Below are 16855 nucleotides of genomic sequence, written 5' to 3' on the forward strand. Positions count from 1 at the left end.
CCTCTTTTTCTCCGTGCCATAATATTACCTCCAAAGTAGTGCTGCTTCCATTATACACTACTTTGGAGGTTTACACAAGATTTGGGATGGACTCGCCGTTTTCGGGTTTTACTGTTTTTACACTGCTGATATGTACATAACTTCTCTTAATTCTTTTCCGCCGATATTATCATCAAGGTGTTCGCTTGTACATATGAAGCCATTCTTCTCATAAAAATGTCTTGCGCTGATGTTATCTTCAAGCACCCATAAGAGTATAGATGTGAATCTTTGTTTTTTGAGTTCTTCAGTACACTTTTTTAGCAAGTGCTTTCCGTAACCTTTTCCAATATACTCGGGAAGGAAATAAATAGAAACAATCTCACCGTACTCCTTGAATTTATCCCATCTTGATCTGCAGAATCCTGCCGTACCGATAAGCTTTCCGTTTTCGGTCATTACAAGGTTTTTCATACCGTTTTTATTGATCCTGTCTGCCCAGCGGCCTTTTGGGATACTGTCAAGGTATTCCTTCGGGATAATGCCTTTATAGGCATATTTCCAGCTTTCCTCATAGATATTACTGATTTCCGACAGATCGTCTTCTGAATTGATATATCTGATTTCCATAATATTTTCCTCCTTTAAAAATATTACTTATTATACTATAATATGATTATACAGTCAATATTTTAGTGGTAATATAAGCTAACACTTCCTTCTTTATTATTGACAAAAACACACTAATATGGTAGAATATGTAAGGTTATTGATAAAGGTTTAGGAGTTGATCATCTTGAAAAATACCTTTGGTTCAAGTGTTTCCGTGACCATTTTCGGAGAGAGCCACGGTAAAATGATCGGCGCTGTACTGGACGGCATTGCCCCTGGTATAGCTGTTGATGAAGAATTTATAAGCAGACAGATGGCAAAAAGACGTTCTGTAGGAGCAATATCCACAGCTCGTCATGAAGAAGACAAGGTAAACATAGTAAGCGGAGTTTTTAACGGCAGAACAACAGGAACTCCGATAACGCTCATAATAGAGAATCAGGATACACGCAGCAAGGATTACGGTGAGCTTGCCTATAAAGCAAGGCCGGGACACGCTGACTATACCGCACAGATGAAGTATCACGGATTCCAGGATTTTCGCGGAGGCGGCCATTTTTCCGGACGTATCACAGCTGGAATAGTTGCAGCAGGTGCTATTGCAATATCAGCACTTGCAGAACATGGTATTAAAATAGGAACGCATATCCTTTCATGCGGCGGCGTTAAGGACAGACATTTTATAGATTACGATGCGGATATAGATAAGCTGAGTGAACTTGATTTTGCGGTTCTTGATGATGACAAAAAGCCGCTTATGAATGAAGCAATACTTGCGGCAAAGGCTGAAGGCGACAGCGTCGGAGGACGTCTTGAAACTGCTGTAATTGGATTTCCGGCAGGTGTGGGAGAACCGTGGTTCGATACTCTTGAAGGAGTGCTTTCTCACGGACTGTTCAGTATTCCGGCTGTCAAGGCAGTTGAGTTCGGTGATGGCTTTGAGCTATCAGAAAGCCGCGCAAGTAAGGTCAACGATGATTTCCGCTCAGATAAGGACGGAAATGTATACACAGCAACAAATCACTGCGGAGGTATACTCGGAGGCATATCAAACGGAATGCCGCTTGTATTCCGTATCGGAGTCAAGCCTACTCCTTCAATATACAAACCTCAGGAAACAGTTGACCTTAATACAATGAAAAATACGACATTACAAATACAGGGACGTCATGATCCGGCAATTATACATAGAGCACGTGTGGTAGTTGACAGTATTACAGCATTAATTCTTGCAGACCAGCTGGCACTTCGTTTCGGAACAGACTGGATTAACAAAGATATCAAAGGAGAATGAACCATGTCCATGAATATAGTAAGAGAACTTCCACATCCTAATGATATAAAGGCAGAATATCCTCTTTCAGCAGAACTCGCTGCAATAAAGACAAAAAGAGATGAAGAGGTAAAAGCTGTTTTCAGAGGAGACTCGGATAAATTTCTCCTTATCATAGGTCCTTGTTCAGCTGATAATGAGGACAGTGTACTTGATTATATTTTAAGACTCAGAGAATTACAGGAAAAAGTCAAGGACAAGATCCTTATGATACCAAGGATCTATACAGGTAAACCAAGAACAACAGGTGACGGCTACAAGGGAATGCTCCACCAGCCTAATCCTTCCGCAATGCCTGACCTTAAGAGTGGTATCATCGCAGTCAGAAGTCTTCATATCAGAGCGCTTTCCGAAACCGGATTCAGTGCAGCTGACGAGATGCTTTACCCCGAGAATTACAGCTATCTTGATGATGTTCTTGCGTACATTGCTATAGGAGCGAGATCAGTTGAGAATCAGCAGCATCGTCTTGTTTCAAGCGGTGTATCTATCCCTGTCGGAATGAAGAACCCTACAGGCGGAGATATCTCTGTTATGATGAACTCAATAACAGCTGCACAGCACCGTCACGCTTTCATCTACAGGGGCTGTGAAGTCAAGAGCGACGGTAATCCGTATGCACATGCTATACTCAGGGGATATGTCAACGACAGGGGACAGTCCTTCCCGAATTACCACTATGAAGATCTCATTAATCTCGCACAGATTTACAGTGAAAAGAATCTGGAAAATCCTGCTCTTATCGTAGATACTAACCATTCAAACTCCGGTAAGAAGTATATGGAACAGATAAGAATTGCCAAGGAGATACTCCATAGTATGCGTCACAGCGATGATATCAAGAAGCTTGTTAAAGGCCTCATGATCGAAAGCTATATTGAGGATGGTTCTCAGAAAATAGGCGAAAATATCTACGGAAAATCAATTACAGATCCTTGCCTGGGCTGGGAAAAATCAGAAAAACTCGTACTCGAGATAGCTGAACAACTGTAAATATAAAAAATAACCGTTCTTAAAACTAAGAACGGTTATTTTAGTTATATCATATTTTATTCTTCACTCTGTGCGAACTGGCTTTCATGTCTTGTGAAGAAATCAGTTCTTGGAGGCAGGAATTTGAGCTTATGATCCTTTCCTGTAAAGAATGTAAGAGGTTCAAGGATAGTATCCCATGACCAGATGCGTTCATCAACATCAAGGTATTCACGAAGCTTTTCTGTACCAAAAGGAGCCATTGGGTGAAGAAGTACACCTGCGATCCTTATCATATAAAACAGGTTAGCCAATGCTTGTTCAGCCTCAGCAGGGGACTGATCCTCCTTTAAAGCACGGGACATGTATTTGCTTCCGTTTCTTATATAGCTGTCAAGAACGTATGTGCACTGATGGAAAGCAAATTTAGCCATGTATCTTTCATATTCAAGGACTGCTTTTTTAGCATCTGCTACAAAGTTCTCTTCTGGTGCAGCAGAAGGCATTACGCCGTCGAATAGCTTCTGAGTTGTATAGAAAGCGGTACGAATCATTCGGTTATATACATTTGAAAGAAGAAGACCGTCCTTAACTACGGGATCTGCATCATCAGGAGCAGCATCAGGATTGAATGGCTTAGGCATAAAGCTTACCGAACGCTGACCCAGTCCGAGTCCGAGCCAGTGCATGCGGAGCTGTTCAGGAGTGTAATAATTCAGAAGATCATCAGCCATAGGAGGCTTTATAGCGCCCGAACTTGAAGCCTTTTTGTCCAAGAATAAAATGTGATGATTTGCAACTATAACAGGCATCTGAAGTTCGCCTTCAGCCGGAGTTGATGACTTTGTATCAGATTCCTGCTGAGCCATCCACATAGCAGGCTCTGCAATACCGTAGAAATAGATATTATCCTGTCCGATGAACTGATAAACAGTAGAATCCTTACTGCACCAGTAGTCCTTCCACTCATCACGAGAGTGACCTATCTGTTCAAGATATGTCTCTGTAAAAGAGATAGGAGCCCATAAGGATTCAGGCCAAACCCAGACAGTAAGACCTTCAGCACCTTCGAGTACAGGTGCAGGAACGCCCCATTCTATATTTCCTGTAAGGCGGAAGGGAACGAGTGTCTTACCTGTTCTGTAACGGATGCCGTTCTCAGTAAGAACTTTACAAGCTTCATCACAGTCTGAAAGCTTTGAGAACTCTATAGTGAATGAAGGCTTTTTAGGCTCTTCAAGATAATTATGCTCAGGCAGACTTGACTTTAATGAGAGATACTTTTCCTCAAATTCACGTTTTACATATATAACAGGCGGTTTAAGGAACTCTGAGATAGTTTTCCATACAACAGGTCTCACGTCCTTGCGCTTCTGCATTTCAGCTACCCATTCCTTCATAAGCTCCTCGTAGTCTCTGAGCTTGAAGTACCAGTTGGTAACAGGTTTCATTGTAGGAGTTTCACCAGTAAGCGTACTAACAGGGTTCAGCAGATTTTCCGGCATATACTGATGACCAAGGTCACATTCATCTGCATAACCTTTTTCAGAAGTACAGCCTTCAACCGGGCATTTACCGATGACCTGACGTCCGTTAAGGAATACACCGGCTTTTTCATCAAAGAACTGCATGGTAGTTATGCGGTTCAGCTGACCTTTTTTATAAAGTGAGCTTATAAACCAGTCAGTAACCTCTGCGTGTATCTCCTTAGAACGGCCGATTCCTGAAGCTCCAAAGAGGTTTGGCGATATACCGTAAGCATCGAGAGTTTTCTTCTGCTTTTCATGATTGCTTGAAACAAAGTCAGTAAGTGAACCGTTGAATTCTCCGTTATTTGATTTAACTCTCCAGCTTTCAGCTATAGGTGAACCATAGCAGTCGGTACCGCTTACGAATATAACGTTTTCTTTACCGATCCTGTCACGAAGAAAACGTGCATATGTATCAGCGAATACGAGCATACCGCCGACGTGTCCGAAATGAAGTTCCTTATTTCCGTAAGGCATTCCGCCTGTAACTATAGCACGTTTAGGAAATACAGGTCTTGGAATCTCAAAATTATTATTTCGATCTTTTGCCATAAGATATTGTCCTTTCATATTTAAAAACTTCTCTTATTATAGCATATTTTTTCTTATAATTCAATAGCTTTGTATTATAAAAAAAGTAATGACTGGACTATAATAATGCTTATTCATGTTCAAAGGTTATAATAATTGCACCAAACTTTTATTTGGTGCAATTATTAGTATGGAATAATATGTACGAATAAAGCAAATATGATCCGTTCTCCCATAAGGAAAACGGACCATTATTATTGCTTAACGATTATTCTGTGTACGGTAATGAAGTTATTGTTTTAGCATCAAGCATCTGTATTGCAAGTGCATCCTTAGCTGTTATACCGTCGCCGCGGTTACAGCAGTCAGCGTTATCTGCTGCCTGACCTTCTAACTTGTACTTGTTTCCATTAGCTACATACTGTAATACAGCAAGTGCGTCTGCTAATGTAACATCACCGTCAAGAGTTGCATCACCGATCACACCATTGCTTGGAGTCTGTGCCGGTGCTGTAGTTGGTGCCGGCTGAGGTGTTGTTGGAGGCTGAGTAGCTGGTTCTGTTGGCTGTGGCTGAACTGCCTGACCGCTGTAAACAGCAGTTATCTGAACATTGCCTGAAGGCTTGAATGAGATCTCAGGTGAAGTTGTGCTGCCTGAAGTGAGCTGTGCACCGTTAACTTCCCAGTGTGAGAAGCTGACGCCTTCCTTTGGAACAGCTACAGCAGTTACATCATAATCTGCGTAATAATTACCGCTCCATGTTGACTCCTCTGTTAAGTTTAATGTATTAAATTTAATGCTTCCCTTATCAGGATCATTGTTTACAGTTACCTTGCCTAACTCCCCTGTTAAGCCGAAGCTTGTCTTGAGCATGCTTGTAATGTTACTGTATCTTGTATTGTAGAATGTTTCAAGAAGCTGATAATCTTCCTCGAATGTCTGCTCATTGTGGACATTCTTTGATGATGGGAAACGCTTATAAGTATCAAGTATCTGCTGCTTGTAGTTTGTCTTATAGTAATCTATAGCTTTCTTGGTCTTATTGGTATCAAAGTTATAGTTTGCCATATCCATGAAGCTGAGTTCAAACTGCTTCTTGAATTCTTCATTCTTCATGAGAGCTGAGAATGAACCGCTGAGTGAGCCGCCGCCCATTCCGAATCCGAAGCCGCCTCCGCCGCTTACCTGATTGAAGCTGTTGAAGGTAGGGCCTGTTTCATTGACCTTATCAGCGAGGTTAGAACTGTACTCTGTATCAAACAGAACCATACGCCATTTACCGTCTGCATAAGGATTTTCAGGATCCACTGAATTTGCACGCCATACACCTGTGTTATTGCTTGGCCAGTCGTGATTTGCCCAGTATATCTGAGCTGCAAAGTAATCAATATAGCTCTGGATATCGAGTCTTTCGCAGACACTTCTGTAGTTAGCATCAACACTCATATCGTTTCTTGAGATATCGTTGAGAAGTGAATTCCAGTCATTGAGATCCTGATCTGAACCGTCTTCAAGTGAGTTATTCTTTATATAAGCAACATCATTTTTCTTGATGCCGTAATGTGACTTGAAGTAGTCTGTGTTATACTTCTCCATGAGCTGATATATGCCCCAAAACTCACCGTCGATAAAGAGAATACACTCACTTGTTGCCTGTGTAGCCATATCTCTGTCAGTAACGAGTGACTGGTTTACAGAGTCACGGAAGAAGCCTGCCATATTATCGTTTCCGCCGTTTCTGATGGTGAAACCGTCGAACTTATCGATAACCTTATTATTCTTTTCTTTAGTTGATTTTCCTTCAAAGAGATCGTATTCAACTTCACCTTTGCCGTAATCTGCGCGAGCGAATATATTGAAGCTCTTCTGAGCCCATGCACGTGAAGCGGCACCCTTTGTTCTTATGCCGACATCCTGTGAAACAACGCTTGTACCGTTGTCGAAGATCTCAATATTTGCGGGACGCTCCCACTCTGCGCCCTTCTGGTTGTAGTTAGCCTGAGACATGAATGCGAAATCGCCCATATTCATTCCGAATCCGCCGTTACCGCCTGCTACACCGAAGTCACCAAAATTGAAGCCCTGGTTTCCAAAGTTGAAATTACCGTCCTGGCCGTTCATATTCCAGTTCATCTGACCTGGCTGCTGCCCCTGCTGCTGATTGTCACCTGCTGCAGGCTGTCCCCATTCAGCAGGCATATTCCACTGCCCTGGCTGTTGGCCAGGCTGCTGCTGTCCGGGCATTCCCCAGTTCATACCGCCGCCGCTTTCTTCGTATACTTTACCTGTTACGTATATACCTTTTTCATAGTCGAAAAGGTTATAAGGATCTGTAACGAGTGAAATAACTTTCATATTTCTGTAGCGGTCCACATTTGCTGAACCTACGAAATAAGTTTTGGTGATGATGCTGCTCTTTCTGCCCTGTCCGTCTACTGCTATAGCGCGGATAACAGCTGCTTTGAGTACGCCCTCGTCAGGAGCAAGTATATCTGTATAAGCAGAAATATCTGTTCTTGCACTGTACTTGTTAGGTTCACTTGTCATATCCTTGATATTGATAGAACCTGTGTACTTATCTGACTCTGTTGTAGGATCACTTCCGTCTGTTGTGTAGTAAACGGTAGTTCCTTCCGGCACATCGATAGTAAGATCAAAGCCGCTGTCATAGAAGCCGCTTTCAGCAGAGAAAGAAGGCGTCCTTACTGCGTTTGAACCCTCGGGAGCAGCATTTGCAGCACCGGGAGTACAGCTGAGAACGTACATCTCGCCGCTGCCGTCAGGATACTGACCGTAGGAAGTGTCCTTAGCCATGTCACCGAATGTTATCTGCGATGCTACGTTGCCTGATACATCGGTAAGAGTCAGAGTTTCGCCGCTTGTAGAAAGTCCGAATGGGATTATGCTGTTATTGGCAGCTCCTGCATCAGCATCGCAGAAAACCACAAGCTTCTCACCTGCACCGATAGATGTTCCCTGTGGGAATGTGAAGCGGAATGGCTCCCCTTCCTTATCGGAAAATCCCCAGCCGCTGATATCAACATTGTTGCCTGAACCGTTATACAGCTCTATCCAGTCATAATAACCGCCGCCGGGAGCAGCATATGTTGTGTTTTTGGCACAGACCTCATTGATAGTAACGCCGTCTGCAGCTGATGCTGTAGGTACTGATGGAACTATACCGAGTAAAAGTCCCATGCAAAGTATACCTGAAATTGTTTTCTTACTGAACTTTTTCATGTCATGTCCTCCTTAATTCAAAGAATCTCATATTTTTCATCCAATTCCCCTTTGAACGGAGCGATTTATTTCTTTTTCTGATTATTATTATAATATGTGAACGATTTTTTGTCAATGAAACTGCAATTATTCAGCAAAAATTGGTCATAAAACCAATAATTGCCTTAAGACTAAATTAAGATAATTTTAAGGAAAGGATATTTCAACGATAAAAATCCATTATTTGTATTTACAGATATAAACTAAATGAAGTGGAGATAAAGTATGAAAAACGCCTAATTTGCAGAAAATAGGGAAAAAAGCTTGAATTCGTCGATTCAGGGTAGTATAATTAGAAATGCTGAATTTTTATGAATGAGGAGATAGTATGGAAGAACAAGTAAAAAAACCGACCGAACAAAAGCTTAAACCCAAGCTGTTCTCGGTCATCAAAAACTACTCTAAGGAGCAGTTTATCAAGGACATAATATCGGGTATTATCGTTGCAATCATAGCGCTTCCCTTGTCTATCGCACTTGCACTTGCATCGGGAGTTAATCCTGAACAAGGACTTTATACTGCGATAGTTGCGGGATTTATCGTTTCATTCCTTGGAGGAAGCCGTGTACAGATCGCAGGACCTACTGCTGCATTTGCTACTATTGTTGCAGGTATAGTTGCTTCAGAGGGCATGGACGGACTGGTGCTGTCAACTATTATGGCAGGAATAATCATGCTCATTATGGGCTTCTGCCGTTTTGGTGCACTTATTAAATATATACCAGGTACCATAACAACCGGTTTTACCTTCGGAATCGCTGTTACAATTCTTGTGGGACAGATAAAGGACTTTCTCGGACTTACTTTCAGCAGTTCGCCCATTGAAACTGTTGACAAGATAAAGGAGATATTCCTTTCACTCGGAACATTCAATCCACAGGCGTTTTTGGTCGGAATAGTATCGCTCGGTATACTTATATTCTGGCCGAAAAAACTGGAAAAGATTCCTGCTTCACTTATCGCTGTAATCGTTGGTTCACTTATGGTCGGACTGCTTAAGCTGGACGTTAACACTATAGGAAAGCTTTATACAGTTTCAGCAGGACTTCCGCCTTTCACAGTTCCTTCCGTAAGTTTTGCGAGAGTAAAGGCTCTTCTGCCTAACGCATTCACCATAGCTATTCTCGCAGCAGTGGAGTCACTTCTCTCATGTGTTGTTGCGGACGGTATGATCGGTTCAAAGCACCGTTCAAATATGGAGCTTGTTGCTCAGGGTGCGGCTAATATAGGTTCTGCGCTGTTCGGAGGCATCCCTGCTACAGGTGCTATTGCAAGAACTGCCGCTAACGTAAAGAACGGTGGACGTACTCCTATCGCAGGTATGGTACATTCCGTTGTTGTACTTATTATATTATGTCTTCTTATGGACAAGGCTTCACTTATACCGATGCCTACAATTGCCGCTATACTCTTTATGGTAGCATATAATATGTGCGGCTGGAGAAATATTCGCAACACTATTAAAACTGCGCCTAAGAGCGATATTGCTGTTCTCTTTGTAACGCTTATCCTTACAGTTGTATTCGATCTTGTTGTAGCTATTGGTGTTGGACTCGTTCTTGCAGCACTTCTCTTCATGAAGAGAATGGCAGATGTTACAGAAGCACACGCTTGGGTGGATATTGATGATGAGGAAACCGATCCCGATAATATCCTTCTTAAAAAGATACCGCCGAATACTCGAGTATACGAAATAAACGGACCGATGTTCTTTGCGGCATCAGATAAATATAAGTACGTACTTGATGACAAAAATATCGATGTACTTTGTATACGTATGAGAAATGTGCCTGCTATTGATGCAACAGGTGTTGAAGCTCTCAACAGAATAGTAAAGAGATGCGAAAAGCATAATGTAAAAGTTATATTCTCCCATGTAAACGAACAGCCGATGCACGCAATGGAAAAAGCAGGTTTCATAGAAAAGATCGGAAAAGAGAATTTCTGCGATCATATTGACAGTGCACTTGCAAGAGCAGAGCAAATTGAAGCTTCAATCAAAGCTTCCTAAAGAACTTAAAAGTCGGGCATCATGTCCGACTTTTTACTTTTTGTATATTATGATCTGTAAATAAGCTGAAGTATAAAAATAATATACTGGCGGTTATTGACAATTTTAACATCATTTGCTATAATTAAGATGTATAAATCTGTATATTATATTTAGTTTTATTGTTTGCATATAATATACAGATAGTAATTTTTATAACTTTAATTACATTTTCTGTTATATGAGGAGGTCTTGTACATGAATCTGAAACGTATTACAGCAGGACTTATCGCACTTTCATTAGTGTGTTCTGCGTCCCCTTTTTCTGTATATGACAATACTATATCTATCTCGCATGCGGAGGATTCAGCAGGTAAAGCAGCAGCTGAGTTCAACTGCGGAAAGTATGTAAAACTGACACTTGAAAACGGTGTTGCAAGAGTTTCACTTAAAGATGCTTCTGCCGAGATCAAAGGTGCAGTATGGATCTATAATTACGATGAAGAGAAAGCGCCCTGGGACAGTGTAAAGGAAGATATCGAAACCCTTATTATAGATGAAGGCGTAACCGACATCGGTGCAAAGGCTTTTGAAGGATGTGAGAACCTTAAGAACCTTGTTCTTCCTTCAACACTTAAATCCATACGTTTCTGTACCTTCCAGTACTGCTATGCGCTTAAGAGTGTTACTATCCCCTCTTCTGTTGAACAGATAGCAGATGGTGCATTCCTTAATACAGGTATTGAGAAGCTGATATATACAGGTTCAGAGGAACAGTGGGATGCTGTCGATAAAGGTGGGCAGTTCATTGGTCCACAGCAGCCTGAGATACAGTTTGATGTTAATGCTGGTTCTGCAGGTACTACTGTACAGTGGTCTTTTGATAACGGTTCAGGAACTCTGAAAATAAACGGTTCGGGTAGTATTGCTGATTACGCTGAAGGTGAAGCGCCCTGGGCAGAGCTTGCGGATACGGTAAAGTCTGTGGAAATCGACAAGAATATCGATCGGATCGGTAATAATGCTTTTTCGGGATTAAAAAATCTTTCTTCTGTTGCTATGAGCGGTGTTACATCTATCGGTAAAAATGCGTTTATTGGCTGTGATTCGCTTGAAGAAGTAGTTCTTCCCGATAATATATCCGAGATAAGTAAGGATGCGTTCAGCGGGGACGCTCTCACGGTTTACTGCAAGCCGGGTACTAAAGCTGAAACTGCTGTAAAAGCAAGCGGAATAAAATATCAGGCTGTAAGCGGTACATGCGGTCCTTCCATGGCTTACTCATACAATAAGGACAGCAATGAGATCAATGTTTTCGGAGCAGGAAAAATGGACGATTTCAGTAAATTGGAAGATCGTCCATGGAATGACGTTTTAGCATCTGTAAAGAAGATAACGATAAGTGACGGCGTTACATCTGTAGGCAATAATGCATTCAATGGTGCATCTGCTGTAACGGAAATTATCCTCGGAGATACTATCGAAACGATCGGCAGTGATGCTTTTTCCGGTATAAGCTCAGTTGAATCCCTTTTCCTTCCTGATGAACTTACTGAAATAGGCAGTTCTGCTTTCTCAGGCTGCACCTCACTTGAGACCTGTGTTATCGGTAATAAGCTGAAAACTATCGGTTCGGCTGCCTTTTTCGTTGAAGTTCCCGAAAAAGATTTGACTATACTCTTTAAGGGAGATGAAGCTGCTTGGAACAAGGTGGATAAGACCATAAATAACGGTTATCTTGATGATGCGGTTATGGTCTATAATGTAGACGGAGGAAAGTACTCAGATAATATCTTCTGGGTTTATTCTCTTGATGAGAAACAGATAATTATTCAGGGCAGCGGAGAAATGCCTTCATCGGAAAGTTATCCATGGGCTAAATATGCTGATACTGCTGAATCGGTCATCTTTACGGATAAAATCGAAAACATCGGAAATAAAGCATTTGCCGGTTTTACTGCCTTAAAATCAGTTACTATGAATGATGCGGTAGTTTCTATCGATGATGAAGCTTTCTCAGGATGTACCGCACTTGAAAAAGTTACCTTCTCCCCTGCTATTAAAACTATCGGAGACAATGCTTTTGCAAAATGCGCCAAACTGAAAACTGCTGATTTCCCCGATACTCTTGAAACAATTGGCTCTCACGCTTTCGATAACTGTGACTCGTTATCGTATGTAAAAATTCCGCTTGCAGTAAAAACTATCGGTGACCATGCTTTCTTTGAGTGTGATAACCTCAAGGAAGTTTATTTCGAGCCTGCAGATACTGTAATAAACGAAAAAGCTTTCGGTTACAGTTCGGAAAGCCGCGTCAACAGTGACCTTGCTATAATTACTTTCGACGGAACTTCTGCTAAAGAGTACGCTGACGCTAACGGTATAAGAGTGATATCAACTAAGTCAGGAAACTCATGCGGCGAAAACATCGTTTACTCCTTTGATGAGTCTACAGGCGTTCTAACTGTATTTGGCCATGGCGCAACATTTGACTACGATAATGGTAAGAACAAAGCTCCATGGAACGGTGAAGGCTATGCTTCGGAGATAAAGGAAGTGGTATTCAGCGATGATATAACAAGGATAGGCAACTCTTTCCTTCAGAATGCACGTTCACTTGAAAAAGTAACACTCCCCTCTTCGCTTGAATCCATCGGTTCACAGGCTTTTCGTGACAATAAGGTCATTGAGTCCTTCAGACTGCCTTCTACGCTGAAAACGATCGGCAGAAATGCATTTATGGGAGCGCAGTCCCTTACTAAAATGTTCTTTGAAGGAGATGCACCTGAGATACTCGGAGACGCAAACGGCAATAACCGCACATTCATGGACGCTTACGGTACTGAGATATACGCTCACCTTTCACGCAAGGGCTGGGATACGTTCAGAGAGAATTCCGGTATAAAGGATGATATTACATTTATAGATCTGGACAAGACATCATTATCTGATAAGCTTACTATCGTAAATATTCCCGAGTCCGTAATAGTGGGCGAGGCTTATCCGCTTGAAGTGGATATTGATCCCCTTATTGCTTCGGAATTTGTATGGGTTAGCAGCAGTCCCGAGGTAATACAGGTCTCCAATAAGGGCGTATTGACTGCTTTCGGCGAGGGTGAAGCTAAGATAACTGTCCAGTCCAAGTATGATGAAAGCATTTCATACTCATTCATAATTTCGTCATCGGACAAGAATAAGCTTCATTCCGCTGATAAGGCTGATACACTTACTCTTGACGGCAAAAACTATTTCAATAATGCCTCTGCAAATAACTATAACGAATATACTACCTTCTGCACGAAGTACGTTAATTCCTTCCTTACACAGAATCAGGATGGTTCATTCCTCAGGATCGAAAACGTAAAGAATGAAACCATATATATTGAAAGCTACGACAAGGACATGAAGCTTCAGTCCACCAAAACAATAGACTCGGAGCTTGCTCACTTCCTTGGTTATTATCATGGTCAGGACGGCTGCCATTATTTCTTATTCGGTCAGAATAATATGGAAAAGGATGACGAGCTTGAAGTTTATCGTCTTGTCAGATATGACAGCGATTTTACTAACCGTGTGGCAGTTAAAGTCGACAATATGGGCGAAAGCTCGGTTTCACACCTTGACTTCTCCAATGGTGTTGCACGTATGTCCGAGTCGGATAAGTACCTCTACATAACCACCGCACACACTGTTTATCAGGGACATCAGGAAAATATCATTCTCGTGTTCAATAAAGAGACTCTGGAACGTATATACAATGCTTCTTTCTATACACGTTCCTCACACAGCTTCAATGGATTTATCGACTATGATGGCGAGTATATATATCTTGCCGATCACGGTGACTATAATCCCCGTGCGATGCTTGTTCAGCGCTTCCCGAAGAACACATTCTCTATGACCAACAACCGTAAAATGAACGTGTTTGATATAACTGTGCCCGATCACCCTGTATGGGGAGATAACTACACAGGTGCTACAATAGGCGGTTTTGCTGTATCTGATTCAACTACTCTTCTTGCAGGAACCAGTATAGATCAGACTCTAAAGGAAGTTGACGAGAATACTCAGAGCAACATATTCCTTACGGTTACTGATAATACACTTACTCATGCGGAGACAGAATGGCTTACGTCATATCCTGAAGGAAGCGGTATACAGGTCCGTACTCCGCAGATGGTCAAGCTTAACAATAATCAGTTCCTTATTATGTGGGAAGAATATGATACAAAGAAGAAAAACACAACTACAAGTATGGTCATTACAGATCAGAACGGAGTTCTCCTTACACAGCCAGAAAAGACCGAGCTGAGACTCTCTGATTGCCAGCCATTCGTTGCTTCGGACGGTACCGTTATGTGGTATGTAACGGATAATACAAAGCCTATCGTTTATAAAGTAAATCCATATTCATTCGAGAAGGAAGATACAAACAGCATAACTTATACCTATGATAAGGAAAGCGGTACTCTCCATGTATCAGGCAAGGGCAATATCCCGAACTATACAGACCTTAATGACAGGGACTGGATCAAGGAGAGCGGTGCTGATCCCGAGAAGGTAAAGACTATTATCGTTGACGGCAGTATTTACAAGATCGGTGACAGAGTATTTGAGGATCTTCCTGCACTTGAAAATGTTTTCTTCAATTCCGATACTTATACTATCGGTGAAAAGGCATTTTCAGACTGCAAAAATCTCAGAAATGTAGTTCTTCCGGATAAGCTTACAAATCTCGGATTCGGTTCATTCAACAATGACGACTCCATCGAAAAGGTAGTTGTTCCCGAAACTCTTACAAAGGCTGATTTCGGCTGGATGTATGCGGCAGACGGCGTTGCCGTTTACTACACAGGAACTCAGGAACAATGGGATGAAGTTACATCCGACCTTTACGATACTACCAAGAAACTGAAGGATATCAAGGTTGGTTCAGATGCCGGAAGCAGCGGAGAAAAGTCCTACTGGGTATATGATCCGAAGGAGAAAACTCTCGAAGTTTTTGGTGAAGATACTATTGACAAGCAGGATGAAGGCAAATATCCCTGGAGCGAGCACAGCGGTGATACTAAGAATATCATAGTATCAGGAGATTTTGATAAAGTTCCCGATAACGCTTTCGTAGATTTCAAAGAAGCGGAGCATGTAAAAATTACCGGTGACGTTGCATCTGTAGGCAAGAATAGCTTTGCAGGTACCGATAAAACGAATTATATCATTACAAAGCCTTCACTTAAGGATATTGAGGACAAGTCCATAGGTTTTGACAGTGACCTTGAGAAAAAAGAGGACTTCACCATAATTGGTACAAAGGGTTCAGCAAGTGAAAAGTATGCCAAGGATAACGGTATCGATTTCGTTGCTGTGGACGGATACTGCGGCGATGATCTTGCATATTCCTTCGATAAGGATACGGGCAAACTCACTATTTACGGCTCAGGCGATATGTACGATTTTGAGGACAAGAAACAGCCGTGGAATGAAGTTTCTGACTCTATCAAGTCGGTAGAATTCCCCGAAGAGATAACAAGGATAGGAAATAACGCATTCAATTCACATAACAAGCTGAACAATGTTGTTATCCCCGAATCCGTAAAGGAAATAGGAACAAATGCGTTCTATAATTCATCAAGTCTTGATACTATAACTATCAGATCGACGGATTACAGTCTTGATGAGACTTCATTCTTCAACGGTTACGGTATTGATCGTACTATCAACTTTACAGGCACTAAGGAACAGTGGGAAGCTGTTTCTACTGAGTCTGAAAACGAAGCGAGCGACAAGGTAGTATTCAACTACGTTGAACCTCCTACACCGGTAACTACTGAAACAACTTCTGTTTCTACGACTTCCGCAGCTAATAATACCGTAACAACTGCAAATGTACCATATTCTACAGGTACATCCGATAATGCGGGTACAATGCCCGGTTCCGGTACTGTAACGACTGTAAATTCACCAAAGTCCACAGATGTATCGGATAATACCGGTACAACGCCTGTTTCTGATACAGGAACTTCGGCAGTCGGAACGACATCAAACAGCGGTTCCGTGAAAACCGAAAACGTTCAGACAACGGCTTCTGTTCAGAATGCATCAAGCGGAACCAATGGTGTGCCTTCTGTCAATACAACTTCAAATGGTGGTTCGACTGCGAACAATGGTACAAACAATAATGGAAGTGTCACTACAAACAAGAGTTCAGATACAACAGCAGCCGGTTCGGAAGGAACGCAGACTACTGTATCTGTTATAGTTACAGGCAATGGTTCAAGTGGAAACGGCGGTACAACACCTCCGACTACAACTGCAGCTGCACCGAATACACCTGAGAATAAACTGATGCTCGGTGACGTCAATGCAGATGGTAAAGTAGATGCATCGGATGCCTCTGAAGTTCTTAAGGCTTACTCTATCTATTCCACAGGCGGAGTTCCCGATTATCTCAGTTCCGAACAGCTGAGAGTTGCTGACATAGACGGAGATGGTGCTATAAACGCTGGAGATGCTTCACAGATACTTGTTTACTATTCCTACCTGTCTACAGGAGGAAAGGACTCGTTTGAGGACTTCCTTAAGAAGTAACGTGTTTGTAATACGATCATCAATACAAAAATCCCACCTGT

At 42.0% G+C, this 16855-nt stretch carries 7 protein-coding genes; 4 read left to right on the top strand and 3 right to left on the bottom strand.

What is annotated here, in order from left to right; all coding sequences use genetic code 11:
• Positions 1 to 117: 117 nt before the first annotated feature.
• Positions 118 to 609, bottom strand: coding sequence for a GNAT family N-acetyltransferase (locus BT127_RS06590; protein ID WP_075424239.1), 492 nt, complete (start codon positions 607 to 609; stop codon positions 118 to 120).
• 166 nt (positions 610 to 775) lie between these two features.
• Between BT127_RS06590 and aroC the strand changes: the two genes are divergently transcribed.
• Both aroC and BT127_RS06600 read left to right on the top strand, forming a co-directional pair.
• Positions 776 to 1885 (top strand): chorismate synthase, encoded by a 1110-nt coding sequence (aroC, locus tag BT127_RS06595; RefSeq protein ID WP_075424240.1) that lies wholly within the window; start codon positions 776 to 778, stop codon positions 1883 to 1885.
• Between the two features lie 3 nt (positions 1886 to 1888).
• Positions 1889 to 2917 (top strand): 3-deoxy-7-phosphoheptulonate synthase, encoded by a 1029-nt coding sequence (locus BT127_RS06600; protein ID WP_075424241.1) that lies wholly within the window; start codon positions 1889 to 1891, stop codon positions 2915 to 2917.
• 56 nt (positions 2918 to 2973) lie between these two features.
• On the opposite strand, the gene BT127_RS06605 is transcribed toward BT127_RS06600, so the two are convergent.
• Complete coding sequence (locus tag BT127_RS06605) at positions 2974 to 4977, bottom strand: class I tRNA ligase family protein (RefSeq protein WP_075424242.1); 2004 nt, start codon at positions 4975 to 4977, stop codon at positions 2974 to 2976.
• 247 nt (positions 4978 to 5224) lie between these two features.
• Positions 5225 to 8197 (bottom strand): CotH kinase family protein, encoded by a 2973-nt coding sequence (locus tag BT127_RS06610; RefSeq protein WP_075424243.1) that lies wholly within the window; start codon positions 8195 to 8197, stop codon positions 5225 to 5227.
• Between the two features lie 367 nt (positions 8198 to 8564).
• Here BT127_RS06610 and BT127_RS06615 point away from each other — a divergent pair, with 367 nt between their 5' ends.
• Positions 8565 to 10247 (top strand): SulP family inorganic anion transporter, encoded by a 1683-nt coding sequence (locus BT127_RS06615; RefSeq protein ID WP_075424244.1) that lies wholly within the window; start codon positions 8565 to 8567, stop codon positions 10245 to 10247.
• A gap of 237 nt (positions 10248 to 10484) precedes the next feature.
• Positions 10485 to 16814, top strand: coding sequence for a leucine-rich repeat protein (locus BT127_RS06620; RefSeq protein WP_075424245.1), 6330 nt, complete (start codon positions 10485 to 10487; stop codon positions 16812 to 16814).
• Positions 16815 to 16855 lie beyond the last annotated feature (41 nt).

It is taken from the genome of Ruminococcus sp. XPD3002 (assembly GCA_900119535.1).
Lineage (GTDB): Bacteria > Bacillota > Clostridia > Oscillospirales > Ruminococcaceae > Ruminococcus > Ruminococcus flavefaciens_H.

Bases quoted from the DNA above. Each gene is read 5' to 3' on its own strand.
- BT127_RS06610 (WP_075424243.1), bottom strand. From the start codon at position 8,197: ATGAAAAAGTTCAGTAAGAAAACAATTTCAGGTATACTTTGCATGGGA.
- BT127_RS06600 (WP_075424241.1), top strand. From the start codon at position 1,889: ATGTCCATGAATATAGTAAGAGAACTTCCACATCCTAATGATATAAAG.
- BT127_RS06590 (WP_075424239.1), bottom strand. From the start codon at position 609: ATGGAAATCAGATATATCAATTCAGAAGACGATCTGTCGGAAATCAGT.
- BT127_RS06620 (WP_075424245.1), top strand. From the start codon at position 10,485: ATGAATCTGAAACGTATTACAGCAGGACTTATCGCACTTTCATTAGTG.
- BT127_RS06615 (WP_075424244.1), top strand. From the start codon at position 8,565: ATGGAAGAACAAGTAAAAAAACCGACCGAACAAAAGCTTAAACCCAAG.
- BT127_RS06605 (WP_075424242.1), bottom strand. From the start codon at position 4,977: ATGGCAAAAGATCGAAATAATAATTTTGAGATTCCAAGACCTGTATTT.